General features: G+C 41.4%; 16 protein-coding genes and 5 tRNA genes. 20 read left to right on the forward strand and 1 reads right to left on the reverse strand.

Features of this window, described 5'->3' with window-relative positions; all coding sequences use genetic code 11:
- Window positions 1-204: 204 nt before the first annotated feature.
- On the reverse strand, window positions 205-1,959 hold the full coding sequence (locus tag AC1DXF_RS14540) for a lysophospholipid acyltransferase family protein (protein WP_477449459.1): 1,755 nt from the start codon (window positions 1,957-1,959) through the stop codon (window positions 205-207).
- Between the two features lie 76 nt (window positions 1,960-2,035).
- On the opposite strand from AC1DXF_RS14540, the gene AC1DXF_RS14545 reads away from it, so the two are divergent.
- From AC1DXF_RS14545 to rplA, 20 genes are all read left to right on the forward strand, one after another.
- The gene (locus AC1DXF_RS14545) at window positions 2,036-2,902 is read left to right on the forward strand and encodes a ComEA family DNA-binding protein (RefSeq protein WP_477449460.1); all 867 of its coding nucleotides are present in this window, start codon (window positions 2,036-2,038) and stop codon (window positions 2,900-2,902) included.
- Window positions 2,899-3,426, forward strand: a complete 528-nt coding sequence (locus AC1DXF_RS14550) for an adenine phosphoribosyltransferase (protein ID WP_477449461.1) — start codon at window positions 2,899-2,901, stop codon at window positions 3,424-3,426. The genes AC1DXF_RS14545 and AC1DXF_RS14550 overlap by 4 nt, the downstream gene beginning before the upstream one ends.
- 934 nt (window positions 3,427-4,360) lie before the next feature.
- Window positions 4,361-5,539, forward strand: a complete 1,179-nt coding sequence (locus AC1DXF_RS14555) for an acyl-CoA dehydrogenase (protein WP_477449462.1) — start codon at window positions 4,361-4,363, stop codon at window positions 5,537-5,539.
- 225 nt (window positions 5,540-5,764) lie between these two features.
- Window positions 5,765-6,004: an IS200/IS605 family transposase gene (tnpA, locus tag AC1DXF_RS14560; protein WP_477449463.1), complete on the forward strand. Its 240-nt coding sequence runs from the start codon at window positions 5,765-5,767 to the stop codon at window positions 6,002-6,004.
- Window positions 6,005-6,209: 205 nt separating this feature from the next.
- Complete coding sequence (locus AC1DXF_RS14565; protein ID WP_477449464.1) at window positions 6,210-6,854, forward strand: hypothetical protein; 645 nt, start codon at window positions 6,210-6,212, stop codon at window positions 6,852-6,854.
- A gap of 455 nt (window positions 6,855-7,309) precedes the next feature.
- Window positions 7,310-12,274, forward strand: a complete 4,965-nt coding sequence (locus tag AC1DXF_RS14570; protein ID WP_477449465.1) for a YCF48-related protein — start codon at window positions 7,310-7,312, stop codon at window positions 12,272-12,274.
- Entirely contained in the window at window positions 12,271-12,972 is a 702-nt protein-coding gene (locus AC1DXF_RS14575) for a hypothetical protein (RefSeq protein ID WP_477449466.1), read from the forward strand. The genes AC1DXF_RS14570 and AC1DXF_RS14575 overlap by 4 nt, the downstream gene beginning before the upstream one ends.
- Before the next feature lie 364 nt (window positions 12,973-13,336).
- Window positions 13,337-13,531, forward strand: a complete 195-nt coding sequence (gene rpsU / locus AC1DXF_RS14580) for a 30S ribosomal protein S21 (RefSeq protein WP_090642938.1) — start codon at window positions 13,337-13,339, stop codon at window positions 13,529-13,531.
- A 48-nt stretch (window positions 13,532-13,579) separates the two neighbouring features.
- Window positions 13,580-14,527, forward strand: coding sequence for a tyrosine-type recombinase/integrase (locus AC1DXF_RS14585; protein WP_477449467.1), 948 nt, complete (start codon window positions 13,580-13,582; stop codon window positions 14,525-14,527).
- A 14-nt stretch (window positions 14,528-14,541) separates the two neighbouring features.
- Window positions 14,542-14,889, forward strand: a complete 348-nt coding sequence (hpf, locus tag AC1DXF_RS14590; protein ID WP_090642946.1) for a ribosome hibernation-promoting factor, HPF/YfiA family — start codon at window positions 14,542-14,544, stop codon at window positions 14,887-14,889.
- 250 nt (window positions 14,890-15,139) lie between these two features.
- Window positions 15,140-15,212, forward strand: a tRNA-Thr gene (locus tag AC1DXF_RS14595).
- A 66-nt stretch (window positions 15,213-15,278) separates the two neighbouring features.
- Window positions 15,279-15,359: transfer RNA gene (locus AC1DXF_RS14600), tRNA-Tyr, on the forward strand.
- Window positions 15,360-15,519: 160 nt separating this feature from the next.
- Window positions 15,520-15,592: transfer RNA gene (locus AC1DXF_RS14605), tRNA-Gly, on the forward strand.
- Between the two features lie 94 nt (window positions 15,593-15,686).
- Window positions 15,687-15,758 (forward strand) — tRNA-Thr (locus AC1DXF_RS14610).
- Between the two features lie 67 nt (window positions 15,759-15,825).
- Window positions 15,826-17,013 (forward strand): elongation factor Tu, encoded by a 1,188-nt coding sequence (gene tuf / locus AC1DXF_RS14615; RefSeq protein WP_090642950.1) that lies wholly within the window; start codon window positions 15,826-15,828, stop codon window positions 17,011-17,013.
- A 76-nt stretch (window positions 17,014-17,089) separates the two neighbouring features.
- A tRNA-Trp gene (locus AC1DXF_RS14620) sits at window positions 17,090-17,160 on the forward strand.
- Window positions 17,161-17,178: 18 nt separating this feature from the next.
- On the forward strand, window positions 17,179-17,373 hold the full coding sequence (gene secE / locus AC1DXF_RS14625) for a preprotein translocase subunit SecE (RefSeq protein ID WP_477449468.1): 195 nt from the start codon (window positions 17,179-17,181) through the stop codon (window positions 17,371-17,373).
- A gap of 16 nt (window positions 17,374-17,389) precedes the next feature.
- The gene (gene nusG / locus AC1DXF_RS14630; protein WP_290324705.1) at window positions 17,390-17,932 is read left to right on the forward strand and encodes a transcription termination/antitermination protein NusG; all 543 of its coding nucleotides are present in this window, start codon (window positions 17,390-17,392) and stop codon (window positions 17,930-17,932) included.
- A 189-nt stretch (window positions 17,933-18,121) separates the two neighbouring features.
- Window positions 18,122-18,562, forward strand: coding sequence for a 50S ribosomal protein L11 (gene rplK / locus AC1DXF_RS14635; RefSeq protein WP_090642959.1), 441 nt, complete (start codon window positions 18,122-18,124; stop codon window positions 18,560-18,562).
- 180 nt (window positions 18,563-18,742) lie between these two features.
- Window positions 18,743-19,441, forward strand: a complete 699-nt coding sequence (gene rplA, locus AC1DXF_RS14640; RefSeq protein WP_477449469.1) for a 50S ribosomal protein L1 — start codon at window positions 18,743-18,745, stop codon at window positions 19,439-19,441.

Below are 19,441 nucleotides of genomic sequence, written 5' to 3' on the forward strand. Positions count from 1 at the left end.
CGTTTTGTATTTAAGTACCTTTTGTATGACGCAGGCATCTTTAGTTGGAGCTTGTTGCCTACATGATCTTTCGGGCATTTCAAAGCGGTTCATCCGGGGCATTCGGGGCATAATTTTGCTGCAGGGCAACCATGTATTAAACAAAAAACACTCCACTGGAGGCCAATGGAGTGTTTGAGATGGATAGTATTATGAAATGCTACCTTACAAGTTTTTACCCAGCTTTTCCAATATATCCTGCGGCACCTGTTCCAGGTCAAGCACCAGGAATCCATCCAGGCAATCGGCAAATTTAGGGTCGATGTTAAAGCTGATGATCTTGGCGTTGAGCGCGATATACTGACGTAGCAGTACGGGAACTTTCATGTTCCGGGTTTCTACTTCGGATATCAGGTTATCCAGGCCCTTAAAGCTGTCTTCGCCGGCCATGAGCAAGTCGGTATCGATGCTCGAAAAATCAACTTTGAATTTTTTGCGTGGCTTTACATATTGCGCCAGCTCATGATCAAAGTGGTTGCGGTTAATGTAATCAACGATGAGCGATTTGGAAAATTTAGAGAAAGAGTTACTGATACTTACCGGCCCTATCAGGTAGCGATACCTTGGGTTATCGATGAGGAATTTCAGGATTCCTTTCCAAAGTAAAAACAGTGGTAAGGGCTTAGTCTGGTATTCCTTGCGGATCCATGAACGCCCAAGTTCTAAACTTTTGCGCAGCACGGGGGTAAACTGGGCTTTTAACTTAAACAGTTCGTTAAGGTAAAAACCTGTTTTGCCTACACTGTAAAATATCTCGTCGCCCAAACCAATACGGTAGGCCCCCACTATAAGTTTGGCCTCAAAATCCCATATAAACAGGTGGTTGTAGTAAATATCGTATTCATCCAGGTCGATAGCCTTGTTACTGCCTTCGCCAATTTCCCGGAAGGTTATTTCGCGCAGGCGGCCAATCTCGCGGATAACATTCGGAATTAGTGAAGTAGGCACAATAAATACCTCATAGTTTTTTTCAGTCCATACCTTATAATTTTCACGCAGGGGCGCAACCTCTTTTTCAAGAATATTGGCGCTTATTTCGGGTACAATATCCTTTGGCTGCCGTTTTATTTTAAAAAGGTTACGGGGGCTAAAAATCTTCTTTTCCTCTTCAAGCCCGGTACCCAAGGCATAGGTGCGGGCCCGTAAAAAATTGAGCAGTTTGGCGCTGTTGTTATAATCGGGTACACCCAATATATTGATAGGCTTGCCTATGCGCAGTTTAATGGTATGGCCGTGCTTGTTAAATAATTCGGACGGGAGCTTGGCGGTGCGCAGGGCAGGGTGTATCAGGCTAAGCAGGTTAAACAATAAGCCGTTGTTACCGTGGAAGTAAATGGGGACAACGGGCACCTTGGCCTTGGCTATAATTTTACCTACCACGGGGTGCCATAAACGGTCGGTTACCTGCTGCTGCTCTACCTTAAAGGTAGATACCTCGCCGGCGGGGAATATGCCTATCGGCGTACCCGTGTTTAATAGTTCGAGCGTGTTTTTTAGGCCGCTGATGCTTGATGAATGTTCAACATTTTCAAACGGGTTTACGGCAATAAAAAAGTCGCTTAGGTTTGGGATTTTTTTGAGGAGGAAGTTGGCCATCAGTTTAGCATCCGGCCTTACGGTCAATAACATTTTTAACAACACCAGGCCTTCAATTCCACCGTAAGGGTGATTGGCGATAGCTATAAAGCTGCCTGTTTTGGGAATGTGCCTCAGGTCGCGCTCGTCAAATTCTATATCGATGCCGCAGCCCGCTAAAATTGCATCTATAAACTCGATGCCTTGCTTGGGCTGGGCCTGGGCAAAAAGCTCATTAACCTGGTTAATTTTCATTATTTCCATCAATAAAGCGGCCAGGCCAGGCATTTTCAGCTTATCCAGTTTGGTGGCTTTGGCGAACTCTTCGGTGGTTATTACTTTCATTTTTTAGATAGATGAATTAATTATCAAATAGGTGTCCTGAAATTTTTATTAATTTACGGTTTGATAAATGCTGTAAATGAAGGCACCTATAAAAAACTATCTTTCGGTAACCAAAAAAGAATGGAACGGAATGGTAGTATTGATTATTTTAATAGCATTGATCTTAGCGGCGCCTTACGCTTATCAAACCATCCGCAAAGATAATACAATAAATTTTAATGAGTTTGATAAAGCCGCTGCTATGCTAACTAAAGCCGCCGGCGCCGACGGCGAAGATAATGGCCCGGCAAGCTATAAAAAGCCATTGAATGCTACACTGTTTACATTTAACCCCAATAATTTGCCCGAAGCAGGTTGGGAAAAGCTTGGGTTAAGTCCGCATCAGGTTAAGGTCATAAAAAACTATGAGGCCAGGGGCGGGAGGTTTTATTCGAAGGAAGATGTTAAAAAAATCTATTCCATAAGCGATGCCGATTATCAGCGCCTGGAACCCTATATTAACCTCCCGGCCGGCAATAATTACACAAAGAAAGCCGCGCCCGGCGAAATTATAGACATTAACAGCGCCGATTCGGCTAAGCTTACCATGGTTAGGGGGATAGGGCCATCGTTTGCCCGGCGGATAATCAGGTACAGGGAGCGGCTTGGTGGTTTTTACAGTAAAGAGCAACTAAAAGAAGTATTTGGATTAGACGAAACCAAATATGCCGAAATAAAGAACGGCGTAACCGTAAATGGCAACCATGTTACCAAACTGAATGTCAATACCGCCACCTTTGACCAGTTGAGACGCTTTCCGTATTTGAGCTTTAAGCAGATGAATGCCATCATAGAATACCATAACCAGCACGGCGATTATGAATCGATAGCTGATATGAAAAATATTGCCATACTTGATGACGGAATTTTGCGTAAAATTGGGCCTTATTTAGTTTTTAAATGATTACCGAGCAAATAAAGAAAGCCATCCGCGATATTCCCGATTTCCCGAAGCCGGGGATAATATTTAAGGATATAACCCCGATTTTAAAAGACCCTGCCCTGTGCGATAATATTATTAACGCTTTTGTGGAGCAATTGAAAGGTACTAAAATAGATGTGATTGCGGGGATAGAAAGTCGCGGGTTTTTATTTGGGCTTACGCTGGCTTCTAAATTGGGCGTTCCTTTTGTGCCTATACGTAAGGCAGGCAAGCTGCCATATACCATAAAGCGTAAGGCCTATAAACTGGAGTATGGCGAAGCGGTAATTGAGTGCCATACCGATGCTTTTGAACCCGGCCAGCACATCCTGATTCATGACGACCTGCTGGCTACCGGCGGTACCGTAACTGCTGCCAGCGAGCTTATTGAAGAGATGGGTGGCATAGTAGCAGGCTTCTCCTTTGTGGTGGAACTGGGCTTTTTAAAGGGCCGCGAGCGGATAGCTTCTATCAGCGACACCCTGGTGGTATTAGCGGAGTATTAACAACCAAAGCGTTCCACCGGAACGGGCGGAACGCATGGAGCGGCTGGAACACTATTTGTGTTGATAATCAATTACTTAGCGTTTGTAAAAATGAGATAGTGGAACACCTATGTTGTTGATAATCAATTGTTTGGTTTTTAGTGACTTGCAGATGAGCTTTTTTCTGAACCCGGATTAAGCAGATTAATGGATTTGTCAGATTTTCAAATCTGTCTCGTCCTGAAAAAGTTTACACTTTTTTATTGTAGTCCTATATGTTGTTTACAAACATGCAAATCAAATCCAAAAAATCTGATGAATCCGACAAATCCGAGTTCAGACAAATTTTTGCGTTAGGGATCGGCGCGGATACCGGCCAATGCGGCTAAGGCCTGTGCAGTATGAGCATAGAGCCCGGCCGCAGGCAACGCCCTTGTCAAGTATCAAGTAGTTAGTATCAAGTATCAAGACTTTTGCCTAAAGAAAACTACAAATAATTTCAAAAAAGTAACAAAATTTACAATATCCGATCGACTTATGGTTGCTGCCTCCCTAAGCGTCTCTCCAGTGCTATTAATTAAGCATTTTCAACCCCATAGGGCTATAACATTTGTAGAAAAGATAGAAAAATAAGTTCCGTGCCAGAGGTACGGAACTTATGTAGCATACCTACGGCATGCAAAAATGTTGAATACAAGTATCTACAAATGTTTTGCTCCGATGGAGCAGCCTGTCAATTCCTTAATTAATAGCATTGAAGAGACCCGCGAGGACGGAATTGAATTTTTTCTTAAAAATATTTTTGCCTCCTTTTCGCCCCCCAAAAACTACCCTATTCAAACTAAACCTATTATTCATACCGGATACCATTTTGTACTATGATTACGCGGTGTTTTTGATGAAACTTTACCTATAATTTAATCGTTTATTTGTATAACCAGTTATATAAATTAGTATGGAAACCTTATTTACAGACGATCCGGCGATGCATGGATTCGACTTTTCTACAAGCGAAAATCAACGTATGGTGGGCCAGATGGCCAAAGATTTTGCCGAACGCAATATTAAACCTCATGTTATGGAATGGGACGAGGCGCAACACTTCCCCATTGAATTGTTTAAACAACTTGGCGAGCTGGGCATGATGGGCGTGCTGGTGCCCGAGCAATACGGCGGATCGGGCTTTGGCTATTTTGAGTATGTAACGGTTATTGTAGAAATTGCCAAGGTTTGCGGTTCGATAGGTTTATCGGTAGCCGCGCATAATTCGCTTTGTACCGGCCATATCCTCGCTTTTGGCAGCGAAGAGCAAAAAATGAAATGGCTGCCCAAACTGGCTACCTGCGAGTGGCTTGGCGCCTGGGGACTTACAGAGGCCAACACCGGATCGGACGCGCTGGGCATGAACACCACCGCCGTTTTGGATGGCGACCATTATATTGTAAACGGATCAAAAAACTGGATAACCCACGGTAAAAGCGGCGATGTGGCCGTGGTAATGGTACGCACCGGGGCCAAAGGCGACTCGCACGGTATTTCGGCGCTGGTTATTGAAAAAGGCACGCCGGGCTTTACCCATGGAAAAAAGGAGAATAAGCTGGGTATGCGTGCATCTGAAACTACCGAGCTGATATTTGATAACTGCCACGTACCTAAAGAAAACCTGCTGGGTGTTGAAGGCGAAGGCTTTAAGCAAGCCATGAAGGTGCTGGATGGCGGCCGAATTTCGATAGCAGCTTTATCATTAGGCATAGCTAAAGGCGCCTTCGAGGCAGCCGTAGCTTACTCTAAAGAACGCAGGCAGTTTGGCCAGCCTATAAGTAACTTCCAGGGCATAGCCTTTAAGCTGGCCGATATGGCTACGGAAATTGAAGCATCGGAACTGTTGATTATGCAGGCTGCCGACCTTAAAAACCGCCACAAGCCGGTTACAAAACAATCGGCCATGGCTAAATACTTTGCATCAGAAACAGCAGTACGTGCAGCCACCGAGGCGGTACAGATCTTCGGCGGCTACGGTTATACCAAAGATTTCCCGGTTGAAAAATATTACCGCGACGCCAAACTATGCACCATAGGCGAGGGCACGAGCGAGATACAGAAGATTGTGATAAGCAGGGAAGTTTTAAAATAGTATCAAGTAGTTAGTATCAAGTATCAAGATTTTTTGGATGCCGGGTGGTAGGGCTTTTGCTTCGTTACCCGGCGTTTGACATTAAATAAAGGTTGGAAACAATTTTGTTGATCTGTAAATGGTTGTCCCGCAACAAAATTGATTGTATGATCCAGAGGATCAAAAGCTTTGTAGCAACCAGATAAACCCTATTTTAGAGCTCCAGAGGAGCTCAACTTAGTCACAATGGCCACAAATAATACATATCCACAATTATATATCCATTTTGTATTTGCTTTTAAGTATCGCGCAGCTTTGCTTAATGAAAATTGGGATGGGCGCTTACGGTTGTATATGACCGCGATTATTCAAAATAACGGACATAAAATGATCGCCATAAACAATATGCCCGACCACATGCATTTGTTTATCGGCCTAAATCCTAAACAATCCATTGCTGATTTGATGAACATGGTAAAAAGGTAGGTGGTGCTCCTCTGGAGCACGGAACTTTGCTTTTGGCTACAAAGCTTTTGATCCTCTGGATCATGGGAAGTACACTTTTTAACTCGTGGCGATAACTTTAAAATAGGAATGCGCTTGATTAAATATCGCAAGGTAGACCTTGTTATTTAACATTAAATAACATTTCACGTTTAAAAACGCTTTTCCAAACCTTTATATTTAAGGATTGAAAAAGCGTTTTCTGATAGGCTTCGTTTTGCTGGTATCCGTTAATCACGGATATGGTCAGAGTTTAAGTTTATTTTCCAGGCCGAAAGGTACCCATGTTACAAATTTAACTGCTGCCGATTCTTTACGGCCGCACAGCAATATTGCGTATTTTACATCTCATCAGGCAGGAGGTGGTTTTGTATTATCTGTAGATCAAAGTAAAGTTGAAGTACTTCATGGCCGTCTTTATGACGGTGCAAGAGAATATTATGTACAAGTGCCGGTAAAATTAACCAATACATCCGCCGATACTTTACGATATCTCTGTATGTCATGTTCCTGGTGGGATATTTACCGAACCAATAATCCGAATCTAAAGGTTTTTGCCCCTGGTATCTGCTATAAAAACTCAACGGTAACTTGTATTGTACCGCCTCATCAGTATATAGTAAGAAACGTTGTTGTTTTGGTTCCTAAAAAAGGAGATAGCCCTGTGATTTTTAAAATAGGGATGGTGCTGCAAAAAGAATCAAATAAGAATTATCTTAAGAATAATAAATTATCTCAGTCAGCTTCATTTACACCAACAGAGCAACACATTATATGGTCTGGCTATGTAATGGTTTTGCAATGGAAGGCTATAAAAAGCGAAAAGATATAGCTTGTTGATAATCTTGCTGCAGTCAGGGCATTGCTGTATGGAATAGATAACTTTTTTATGCCGTTTACCTGAATAATGCATTCTTAAATTCGGGGTGCAGCAAAGTCGGGACGAGGTTACCTTGATTGATAAAGGATAATTAAGTATTTGCTACATCCACTCAGCCAGGTTTTTGAGCATACATAGTGTATTATTTACTTGTTATGCTACGTAGCCACGAAATGTTTTTTTAGGATAGGCCGGCCTTTATGCATTACGTAAGGAAGAAGCGGTTGATTGAATTAACAATATGAGTTGTTGGATATGGAAAACCGTAAAACAATGCATTAATTCAATTGATTGTTTTTTAGTTATTTATGGCCGAATATGGGTGTGGAAATTATAACAATGTTTAATTGTTATGGTTTCTTTATTATATTAGCACAACTTTATCAAATCCTTATCACTACAGTACTATGTTGAAGAAAGTTCTCGCTTTAATTGGTGTTTTTACACTCATCATCACCAACTTTGTTTTCTCTCAAAGCTTTGTAAAAAAAATGGGATCTGTGGTGGGGCCTTTTGCCAAATTGGGTGATATTACAATTTTTATCGGCGATGATGGTAACGGAGGCTCGGGGATCTGGAAAACTGACGGCACACCCGGCGGTACCACATTGGTGAAACCAATTGATGCTTTTGTAAATTCTCTTACTGTAAGTTCAATTTTCACGTTTAACAATAAAGTATACTTTGCCGGTAACGACGGTATTAACGGCGCCGAGCTTTGGCAAACTGACGGTACGGCAAACGGTACTGTTATGGTTAAGGATATTAACCCGGCACATTTTTTTAACCCCGGTTCGCAACCTAATAATTTCGTGCTATACAAAGGGGCTATGTATTTTATAGCTACCGATGATGGTAATAATTATGGTATATGGAAAACTGATGGAACCGCGGGCGGAACTGTTAAGGTGTTCGACTTTGGTTATCCAACCGGCGCACAGATGGTTGTGGTGGGTAATACCCTATATTTTAACATTGGCAGAGGCGCGATATGGCGCACAGACGGCACTGCCGCCGGCACAGCCAAAATTATGGTTGATGATTATAGTGTTGTTGAAGGCTTGCATAATGTAAATAATGAGCTGGTTTTTTTTACGAGCTATACTTATGAGCATTACAAGATAAGGTTATATAAAATAAATCCGGCAAATAACACGCCTGTATTGCTACATGATTATAATGGTATTACCGAAATTGACAATATAACAGCTGTTGGTACTAAGCTTTTTTACAGTATCAGAGCCCGTAGTGTTGATTATGGTAACGATGATCAGGACGGGTTGTGGACCAGCGACGGAACCGCAGCCGGCACCGTGGCCGTAAAATCATTTAAGTGGACCAGTCACCTGACCGGTGCAAACATACTGAATTTTGTGGCCTATAAAGACAAGCTTTATTTTGCCGGAAGCGACAATCATACTTTATGGACAAGTGATGGCACCGCAGCCGGTACTTTACAGGTTTCAACAATCGCGATGAATTATGATGTAAAACCTATTGTTTACAATCAAAAATTATATTTTAACGGTAATAATCAATTATGCAGTTTTGATGGCAGCAAAGCTATTGTGGAGTTGCAGCAGCCTGCCGGGCCCGATCAGCTTTTTGATGGAGGCAAGCAGTTATATTTTATAAATAGCCCCGCGTACCGGGCAAACACGCTTTGGAGCAATGCACCTGCCGCTCAAATGGAGGTTACTATAAATTATCAAACAATAACCACGGGTGGCTTAAGCAACTTTGCCTCAAAAGCTGATAGCACCATTACTGTGCCCCTAACTGTTAAAAATTTAGGCAATAAGGAGCTGGAGTTTGGCGAAATAAGTATCGCAGGCAATTCCTTTTATGTTAACGGCTCGCCGGCTAAAACGCTGTTGCCCGGTAAAACAGCCAATATGAACTTATTATACTCACCGGGAAAGGAGGAGCATGTAAGCGCTACACTCATTATAAAAAGTAACGATAATAGCGGGCAAACAAATTTTACCGCAAATTTAACGGGTATTGCAACCGGTACGGCAAAAAAAACAAATACACCCGCAAATGGGCTTTTTAAAGCAATTGTATTTAAAGATACTATCCAGGGGTTTACGCTAAGTCAAAACACAATTGCCGAAAATGCCGCCATAAATACAATTATAGGCTCATTTAAAATAGCAAATGACACAGCCAAATACGTGTTTCAGTTAACAGCCGGAACCGGCGATACGGATAATGCCAGCTTTAAAATTGAAGGCGGGCAGCTTAAATCAACATCGGGTTTTAATTATAAAAACAAAAGCACGTATACTATACGGGTGAAGGCTGCAGGAACAACATCATCTACTGAAAAGATATTTGCTGTGCAGGTTACCGATATTCAAAATGCGGCACCTGCCCCCGCGTGTGCCCCTGCATTTCAAAATATGGTATACTCTTTAAATGATGCAGCGTATATTGGCTCACGGCTGTTTTCGGTTGGTACATTGGGTAAAATCTTAGTTTCTGATGACGATGGTAAAAACTGGAAAATTGTTAAAAGCGGCGTTCTGACAGATTTTTACCATATACAGTTTACCGATAGTAAAACAGGATATATTTTAGGCGGTTACAATACCATACTCAAAACAGAAGATGGCGGCGATAGCTGGTTCCCATTGGTGCCGCCAAGCAATAGTTATCCATATGTAAGTAATTTTTATTTTCCTTCATCAAATACCGGTTATGCGTTTGGTGGCGATGGTGTTTACAAAACAACAGATGGTGGCCGCAGCTGGCAAAAAAACTATTCAACTTATAATGTATTAAACAGCGGCTGGTTTCTTGATGAAAATAATGGTTTTATATGTGGTACATCACAAACATTAATTCACACTACCGATGGGGGTAAAACCTGGGAAGACATTACTTTGGCATCCCTGGGCTTTAATACCGCGTTAAGTAGTGTTGTATTTGTAAATAACAAAACCGGTTATATTAGCAGTACTGTCGGTGATGTGTTGCAAACAACCGATGGCGGGAAAACCTGGGCTCGCATAAGTACAGTAAGTACAAGCGGCTGGGGAAACCGGCTTAACTTTATAAATGAAACCACTGGCTATATAGTAGGCGGAAGCATGTCTAAAACAACAGATGGTGGAAAAACCTGGGCCGTAGAAGGCAGTAGCAGTACTGGTAATGGTTTCGTGGCAGGTTTGGCAGTTAATAAGGCAGGAAATAAGTTTTGTGCGGTTGGGCATGGTACAGATTTAGGCTATACATCTGAACATGGGAGCCTTATCTTACTAAAAAAGGATGCGGGAGACTGGGAAACCAGGTCGTCAATAGGCAACTACGATTATTATGGTGGCAGTTTTTTTGCATCCGGGACCGGCTACGTTATAGGCGAACAAAGTTTTAAAACAACAGATGGGGGTATTACCTGGAAAAATTTAAATATACAGCATGAGTACTACTACCCTTCTATAAGAAGCTATTTTATTGACGAGAACACAGGATTTTATGCCGATATTCATAGTGTATACAAAACAACTGACGGGGCGGCAACGTGGACTAAAATAAGCACGGATAGTACCATGACCATTCGTGGTATTTATTTTTATAACCGGCAAATTGGTTTTTATTTCAATGACCAGAATTTGTATAAAACCGCTGATGGTGGCAATAGCTGGAATAAGGTATTGCAACCAGCCCTGAATCCTACGGTTAGCATAACTTTTCCTGACCAGCAAACAGGATATATTGTTGGCATCGGATCGAAATTTTTAAAAACAACAGATGGCGGTACATCTTGGAAAGATAAAGACATTGGCAACGATATAATTTTAACCTCGATTGGCTTTTTTGACGCTAAAACCGGTATGGGCGGCAGTATTGACGGCTCGTTATACCGCACTACAGATGGTGGTGAAACATGGAGCCCTGTATATACAACCATGAGGCAAACAACAACGGCATTTCAGTTTATAAGTGCCACCCGGGCATATTTGCTGAATGAAACCGGTACAGGCGCAGTAAGTGAAGTTTACGAATCGACGGATGCCGGCTTAACCTGGCTGCTTGTTTACCAGTCATCGAGCACGATATGGGGATTTCGTTACAATGACGGGCATTTATTATTAACCGGCGTAAGAGGCAGTATAGCACAGTATAATAATTTGCCCCAGCTACCTGTAAATGCAGGATATATAGCAGGCGATACCACCATAGCGGCTGCAAATAAATTAATTTATTCGGTACCGGCAATTAACAATGCGAAATACCGGTGGCTGGTATCCGGCGCGGCAAATGTGGAGTACCAAAACAACCAGGTTACGGTGGCCTGGAAAAAGGGCGGACAATATGCTTTACAAGTTACACCTTATAACAATTGCGGCGTTGGCGAAAGCCGCACTTTAAACGTAAATGTGGAAGATATGCCTGAGCCTAAGGTGACAGGTCCGGATACAGTGCTTAGCCATGCCATTAACGTGGTGTATGCCGTAACTATACATGATGGTAATACTTATGGCTTTACCGCGGCTAATAGTAGTGCTGTTAAACCTGCGGCCAATACAGCGGCTATAAACTGGGGTAGCTCAGGTACAGGTACGGTTACAGTTGTAGAGTCGAACCCTAAGCTCAATCTTAAAAAATCAGCGTCGATGAACGTATTTATTAAAAAGGAAGAGTTTACCCTGCCCGAAAATAATTTTACAGTGCTCATAAATGCGGTTAGCTGCAAAGGCAGCAATAACGGTATAATTAGCGTAAAGGCGTTGGCGTCGCTCAATTATAAAGCTTTAGTTACGGGGCCGGGTGGCTTTAATAAAAGCTATTCTTTTACCGATACCCTCGGTATTCGCAATTTAATACCAGGCGCCTATAACGTTTGTTTAAGTGTAACCGGCAATGCTGATTACCAACGATGTTATAATGCCAATATCACCGAGCCTAAAGACCTTTCGCTATATACCGCTGTTAACCCGGCCACCCATATACTTACTTTAAATTTATCGGGCGCCGATAGCTTCAACATTGAATTAAATGATAAACATTACCAAACCAACAGCACCCAGATAGACCTGCCATTAAACACAGGTATAAATAAACTTAAAGTTTATAGCGAAAAACCTTGCCAGGGTATAATTGAAAAGATTGTAAATTTCAATAAGATAACGGTGTACCCAAATCCATTTACCAATAATGTAAACATCGACCTGGGCGGAAGTGAAGAAACCAATATTAAGGTTGAGATAAGCAATGTTTTTGGTATGCGGGTATACAGCAAAGACCAAACAAATAATGATGGAGGCAAAATAAGCATCAACACGACCGCTTTGGCTAAAGGGGTATATATATTAAGGCTAACCCTTGGCCAAACAAACGCTGTATTTAAAATTGTAAAACAATGAAGTATTTAATTTATACCGCAGGTGTGGCTTTATTGCTGCTTACAGGCTGCGGCAGCAAGAAGCCCGATCCAAAACCCGAAGTAAAACCTCCGGTGGCTGCTGAATTGGTTTTTCCGGCTCAAAATTCAACCTGTATATCGGGCGATGTAATATCGGCAACACAAAGTTCGGTTGTATTAAAGTGGAAAGCTGCTCAAAATACCGAAAGCTATGATGTTACCATAAAAAACCTTTTAACAGCCGAAATCACAACGCAGTCATCAACCGTATCGCAGGTAACTGTTACCCTGGCAAGGAATACGCCTTATTCATGGTATGTTACCTCAAAATCAAGTGCGATAGCAACCACGACTAACAGCAACGTTTGGAAGTTTTATAATTCGGGCGATGGCCTGATATCATATGCCCCTTTTCCGGCCGATAGTTTAAGTCCGGCAAGCGGCCTATACATTACCATGCCGGCTACCGGTGCTATAAAGCTTAGCTGGCAGGGCAGTGATACAGATAACGATATTGTTGATTACGATGTATACTTTGGAAAAACAGCCTCGCCCGTGCTTTATAAAAAAAATGTTACCACTACAAGTTTAGATGGCGTTCCTATAGTGGTAAAAACCCAATATTATTGGAAAGTTGTTACCCGCGATAGTAAAAACAATACCTCAACATCGGCTGTAGTTCAGTTTAATACCAATTAACATTTTCGAGCTTAAACATGGCAACACATGACACAATTGCCTGAAATTGATAGCGTTTTGCTAACATACTTTATCCGGTAAATGGAACTGCGACAGATCTCAATGGTGGCTCATTGTTTTCTGACAGAACTTTTGACTTGCGGAGCAAGCCAGGCATGATTAGGACAAGCCAGCCTTAGATATTAGATAGATAAGACAATAACGTATAAGCTTTTTAATATGTGACGGCCAAAATCCCAAATCGCCAGGCATGCAGAAATTTACCTACTTAATCAACCCAATCAACTATTTTATCTTCCCCCTTTGATTTTCAAAACTTTGTGCTTAACTTTGCCCTCCCTTGAAAGGAGGTATTTAGGAAATTATGATCATTATTAACGTAAAAGACGGCGAATCATTAGACAAAGCATTGAAACGCTTCAAAAAGAAATTTGAAAAAACAGGTGTTTTAAGAGAACTACGCAGTCGCCAGGCTTTTGAAAAAAAATCTGTAACCCGTCGTCATGTTGTTAAACATGCCATCTACAAGCAAAATATGAACTTAGAAACTACTGTTTAATTCTGTCAAAAGAATTTTTCAGTTTTCTTAACACTATATTAAAACTATTTGTACATTCAATCTCTGGATGTTCAAATAGTTTTTATGTTTTTAGAGCGTTTTATCCAATATATTAAGTTCGAAAAACGGTACTCTCCGCATACCGTATCGGCCTATCAATCAGACCTGGATCAGTTTATGCTCTTCCTCAACAACCCTGGTAATGCCACCGTTGTTCCCGAACCCATAATTACCCATCCCAGCCAAATTACGTATCATGACATCCGCAACTGGATGGTGAGCATGATTGACCACAAATTAACCGGCCGTTCGGTTAACCGCAAAATGGCCACCCTGCGCAAGTATTTTAAATTTTTACTACAGGAGGGCGTTATTACCCAAAACCCGGCATCAAAAATCCGTTCGCAAAAAATACCCAAACACTTGCCCGTAGTGGTTGAGGGCGCTAGCCTTACCCAAATGCTGGATAGCGACATGGTTGCCGACGATGATTTTGAAGGCATGCGCAACAAACTGGTGGTTGAATTATTGTTTGGCACCGGCATACGCCTTGCCGAGCTGCTGGGCCTGAAGGACAGTGACATTAACGATTATGAAGGCACTATAAAAGTGCTGGGCAAACGCAATAAAGAACGCATTATACCTATCAATACCGAACTGCGGATATTGCTTGGCCGGTACCTGGAGTTAAAGAAAAATCAAAATTTTCATAACATTTCGGTAATGTTAATCGTTACAAGTAAAGGTACCGACGCTTATCGGCGACTAATTTATTTGATAGTGCAAAAATACCTCTCTAACATATCAACCCAAACAAAAAGAAGCCCGCACGTACTGCGGCACACATTTGCTACAAGCTTACTCAACAATGGGGCCGACCTTAACTCCATTAAAGAACTTTTGGGGCACGCTAACCTTAGCGCCACCCAAATTTATACACACAATTCAGTTGAACGATTAAAGTCTATTTACAAACAAGCCCATCCAAAGGCGTAATTAAAGGAGGAAACATGAAAATTACAGTGCAATCAATTCATTTTACCGCAGACAGGAAATTATTAGATTTTATTCAGAAGAAAGCTGATAAGCTGGATACGTTTTATGACCATATTATAAGTGGCGAGGTTTACTTAAAGCTTGAGAATGTGGAAGATGAGGCAAATAAAATTGCCGAGATTAAACTATTGTTGCCAGGCAACCAGATTTTTGCCAAAGAGAAGTGTAAAAGTTTTGAAGAAGCGACGGACTTGGCGGTTGAGAGCCTGCGCAAGCAGATTGAGAAGCATAAACAGAAGAAAGCAATAGCCGATGCTGCTGCCAAAAAGGTAATATTAACCGAGGTAGAAGAAGGGTTTTAATATAAAAAAGGCCATTTTATGGTTAAAATCGACGGGTTTACAGCCCGTCGATTTTTTTTGATAAAAAATTTTGCAGCGGGGTATTTTTTTGTAGATTTGCAATCCCTTTCAGAGAGGTGCCAGCGTAGTAAAATAGCTTGTAAATTTTTGTAAAGAATGTTCTTTAAAATATAAAAAACTTATTAGTTTTGCCGCTCGATAAACGGAACCCCCAGGGTTACGGTAATTGAAAGAGTAAAATAAAAAATAAGCCTCCTTAGCTCAGCTGGTAGAGCGACTGACTTGTAATCAGTAGGTCATTGGTTCGATCCCGATAGGAGGCTCTGTTTTTTTCGGAGGTGTGATGTTTAGCTTCAATCTTGGACAGCACAAATCCGAAATCAACAACTGGGGAGATACCAGAGCGGTCAAATGGGGCGGACTGTAAATCCGCTGCTTCGGCTACGAAGGTTCGAATCCTTCTCTCCCCACTTATTGAGTAGGCAGTTTTCAGTTTTCAGATAGCAGTTAAAGTTATCAGATGATTGAGGACTGCTAACTTGATTAAAAAAGGTTTACGAATTGTATGATCAGCAGGCACGGTGCCAACTGAAAATCGCAAACCGCAAACCGCAAACTGAAAATAAACAAGCGGAAGTAGCTCAGTTGGTAGAGCGATAGCCTTCCAAGCTATAGGTCGCGAGTTCGAACCTCGTCTTCCGCTCGGTTACAGAAGGCAGTTGGCCGTAGGCAGTTTGTAGTTATCATTAACTAACAACTGCAAACTAAAAGCTGGTAACTGCAAACTAAAAAAATAAGCCGACGTAGCTCAGGGGTAGAGCACTTCCTTGGTAAGGAAGAGGTCATGGGTTCAAATCCCATTGTTGGCTCAACAGAATAAAACATAATAAAGAATACATTTTTAAGTATAAATTAACCTACAAATAATTATAAATCATGGCAAAAGAAAAGTTTGACCGCAGTAAACCGCATTTAAACATCGGTACAATCGGTCACGTTGACCACGGCAAAACAACCCTTACTGCAGCTATCACTAAAGTTTTAGCTGATGCAGGTTTATCAGAAGCTCGTTCATTTGATTCAATTGACTCAGCTCCTGAAGAAAAAGAACGTGGTATTACAATTAACACCGCGCACGTTGAGTACTCAACTGCTAACCGTCACTACGCTCACGTTGACTGTCCAGGTCACGCGGATTATGTGAAAAACATGGTTACAGGTGCTGCTCAGATGGACGGTGCAATCATTGTAGTTGCTGCAACTGATGGTCCGATGCCACAAACCCGCGAACACATCCTGTTGGCACGTCAGGTAGGTGTACCTGCACTTGTTGTTTTCATGAACAAGGTTGACATGGTTGATGATCCGGAATTATTAGAATTAGTAGAAATGGAAATTCGTGAATTATTATCATTCTACGAATATCCAGGTGATGATATCCCAGTAATCCAGGGTTCTGCATTAGGTGGTCTTAACGGCGATCCTACCTGGGTTGGTAAAATCATGGAGTTGATGGATGCTGTTGATAACTTTATCCCTATTCCTCCACGTTTGACAGATCTTCCTTTCTTAATGCCTGTTGAAGACGTATTCTCAATTACTGGTCGTGGTACTGTTGCTACCGGTCGTATTGAGCGTGGTGTAATCAACTCAGGTGAGCAAGTTGACATCCTTGGTATGGGTGCCGAAAACTTGAAATCAACTGTAACTGGTGTTGAGATGTTCCGTAAGATCCTTGATCGCGGCGAAGCTGGTGACAACGTAGGTTTATTGTTACGTGGTATTGAAAAAACTGATATCCGTCGTGGTATGGTTATTTGCAAACCAGGTTCAGTAACTCCACACACTGATTTCAAAGCAGAAGTATACGTATTATCAAAAGCAGAAGGTGGCCGTCACACTCCATTCTTCAACAAATACCGCCCGCAATTCTATTTTCGTACAACTGACGTAACCGGTGAAATTTCATTGGCCGAAGGTGTAGAAATGGTTATGCCAGGTGATAACGTTACCATCACTGTAAAATTGATCAACGCTATCGCTATGGAAAAAGGCTTACGTTTCGCTATCCGTGAAGGTGGCAGAACAGTAGGTGCTGGCCAGGTAACTGAAATTTTGAAATAAGAATTTCAAAAAGGTTAATTGGAAACATAAGTTTACTGTAAAAAGTAAACTTATGTTTTCTTATTATAAAATATACACGGGAATAGTTCAACGGTAGAATAGAGGTCTCCAAAACCTTTGATCAGGGTTCGAATCCTTGTTCCCGTGCATAAGCAAAGTTTAAAGATGGCTAACGTAACTGAATATATTAAAGAATCATACATCGAGTTAACTGAAAAGGTAACCTGGCCAACCTGGCGCGACTTGCAAAGCAGTGCCATATTGGTATTGGTTGCTGCAATTATTATTGCGCTGGTTATTTTAGGTATGGACCAGATTATAGCTTATTTGCTTAAAGCATTTTATAGTTCACTTACATAATATTTAGGAGATAACGATGAGTGATCAATTGAAATGGTATGTAGTTAGGGCCATAAGCGGCAAAGAAAAAAAGGTTAAACAATACATAGATGCCGAAATTAGTCGTTTGGGCATTACGCATTTGGTACCGCAGGTATTAATACCTACCGAGAAATACTACCAGATGCGCGACGGGAAAAAGATTGCTAAAGAGCGTAACTATTTTCCGGGTTATGTGTTAATGGAAGCTGTATTGGATGGCGAAACCGAGCACATTATCAAAAATATAAACAGTGTAATAGGATTTTTAGGCGATAAAGCCGGTAATGCTATCCCACTGCGCCAGGCCGAAGTTAACCGTATTTTAGGTAAGGTTGATGAAATGAGCGCCCAGGGCGAAACAATGAACGTACCTTACTACATAGGCGAAAGCGTAAAAGTAATGGACGGACCATTCAACGGCTTCAGCGGTGTTATCGAGGAAGTTAACGAAGAGAAAAAGAAATTAAAAGTTATGGTAAAGATATTCGGGCGCCGTACGCCGCTTGAATTGAATTACATGCAGGTAGAAAAAGAATAGTATCAAGTAGTTAGTATCAAGTAGCAAGATGATTTGCAGGGCTGATACAATGAAAGGTACATTAATAAAATATAAGGATAGGGTGGTAAAGGTCTTGATACTTGATACTAACTACTTGATACCTCAAAAACCTTAAATGTTACTTAGCTTCCACTTACTAACATTGAGTTATAATTAAAGTAAATTAAAATGGCAAAAGAGATCGGTGCAATGGTAAAGCTGCAGGTTAAAGGCGGCGCCGCAAACCCATCACCTCCAATTGGCCCAGCATTGGGTGCAAAAGGTGTGAACATCATGGAGTTTTGCAAGCAATTTAATGCACGTACCCAGGATAAAGCTGGAAAAGTGTTGCCTGTTTTGATTACTGTTTATGTTGACAAATCTTTCGAATTTATCATCAAAACCCCTCCTGTTGCAATCCAGTTATTGGAAGTTACAGGTTTAAAAAGTGGTTCGGCTGAACCCAACCGTAAAAAAGTTGCCAATGTAAATTGGGAGCAGGTTGAAACTATAGCCAAAGATAAAATGGTAGATTTAAATGCATTTACTGTAGAATCAGCCATGAAAATGGTGGCAGGTACTGCCCGTAGTATGGGAATCACCGTATCAGGTACGGCTCCCTGGAACTAAATTGATTTCGGATTTCGGATTTTCGATTTCGGATTTTTTTAAAATCTCAAATCTCAAGTCTCAGATCTCAGATCAAAAATTAACGTTTCGATGGAGGAAAGGGTAACGGAGAATTAAATCCGAAATCCAACATCCGAAATCCGAAATAAACAAGAATTTATACAAAATCAGTTTAAGACAGTGGCTAGATTAACAAAAAATCAAAAAGCGGCACTCTCCAAAATTGAGGCAAACAAATCGTATTCATTAGAAGCTGCATCAGCTTTGGTAAAGGAATTAACCTTAACTAAATTTGATTCATCAGTTGATATAGACGTTCGTTTAGGTGTTGACCCGCGTAAAGCCAATCAAATGGTACGTGGTATTGCAACATTACCTCATGGAACCGGTAAAACTGTACGTGTATTGGTGCTTTGTACTCCTGATAAGGAACAAGAAGCTAAAGATGCAGGTGCGGATTACGTAGGTTTGGATGAATATATTGCCAAGATTGAAGGCGGATGGACTGACGTTGATATTATCATCACTATGCCAAGTGTAATGGCTAAGGTAGGTCGTTTGGGTAGAATTTTGGGCCCGCGTAACCTTATGCCAAACCCTAAATCAGGTACAGTAACTCCAGAAGTTGGAAAAGCTGTAACTGAGGTAAAAGCAGGTAAAATCGACTTCAAGGTTGATAAAACAGGTATCATCCATACCTCAATAGGAAAAGCATCATTCCCTGCAGATAAAATTTATGAGAACGCATTAGAAGTATTGCAAACTATCTCTAAATTAAAACCATCAGCAGCAAAAGGAACATATTTCAAGAGCATTCATATCTCTTCAACCATGTCTCCTGGAATAACAGTTGAAACTAAATCAGTAGCGGGGATCTAA

It is taken from the genome of Mucilaginibacter sp. P2_A5 (assembly GCF_056404995.1).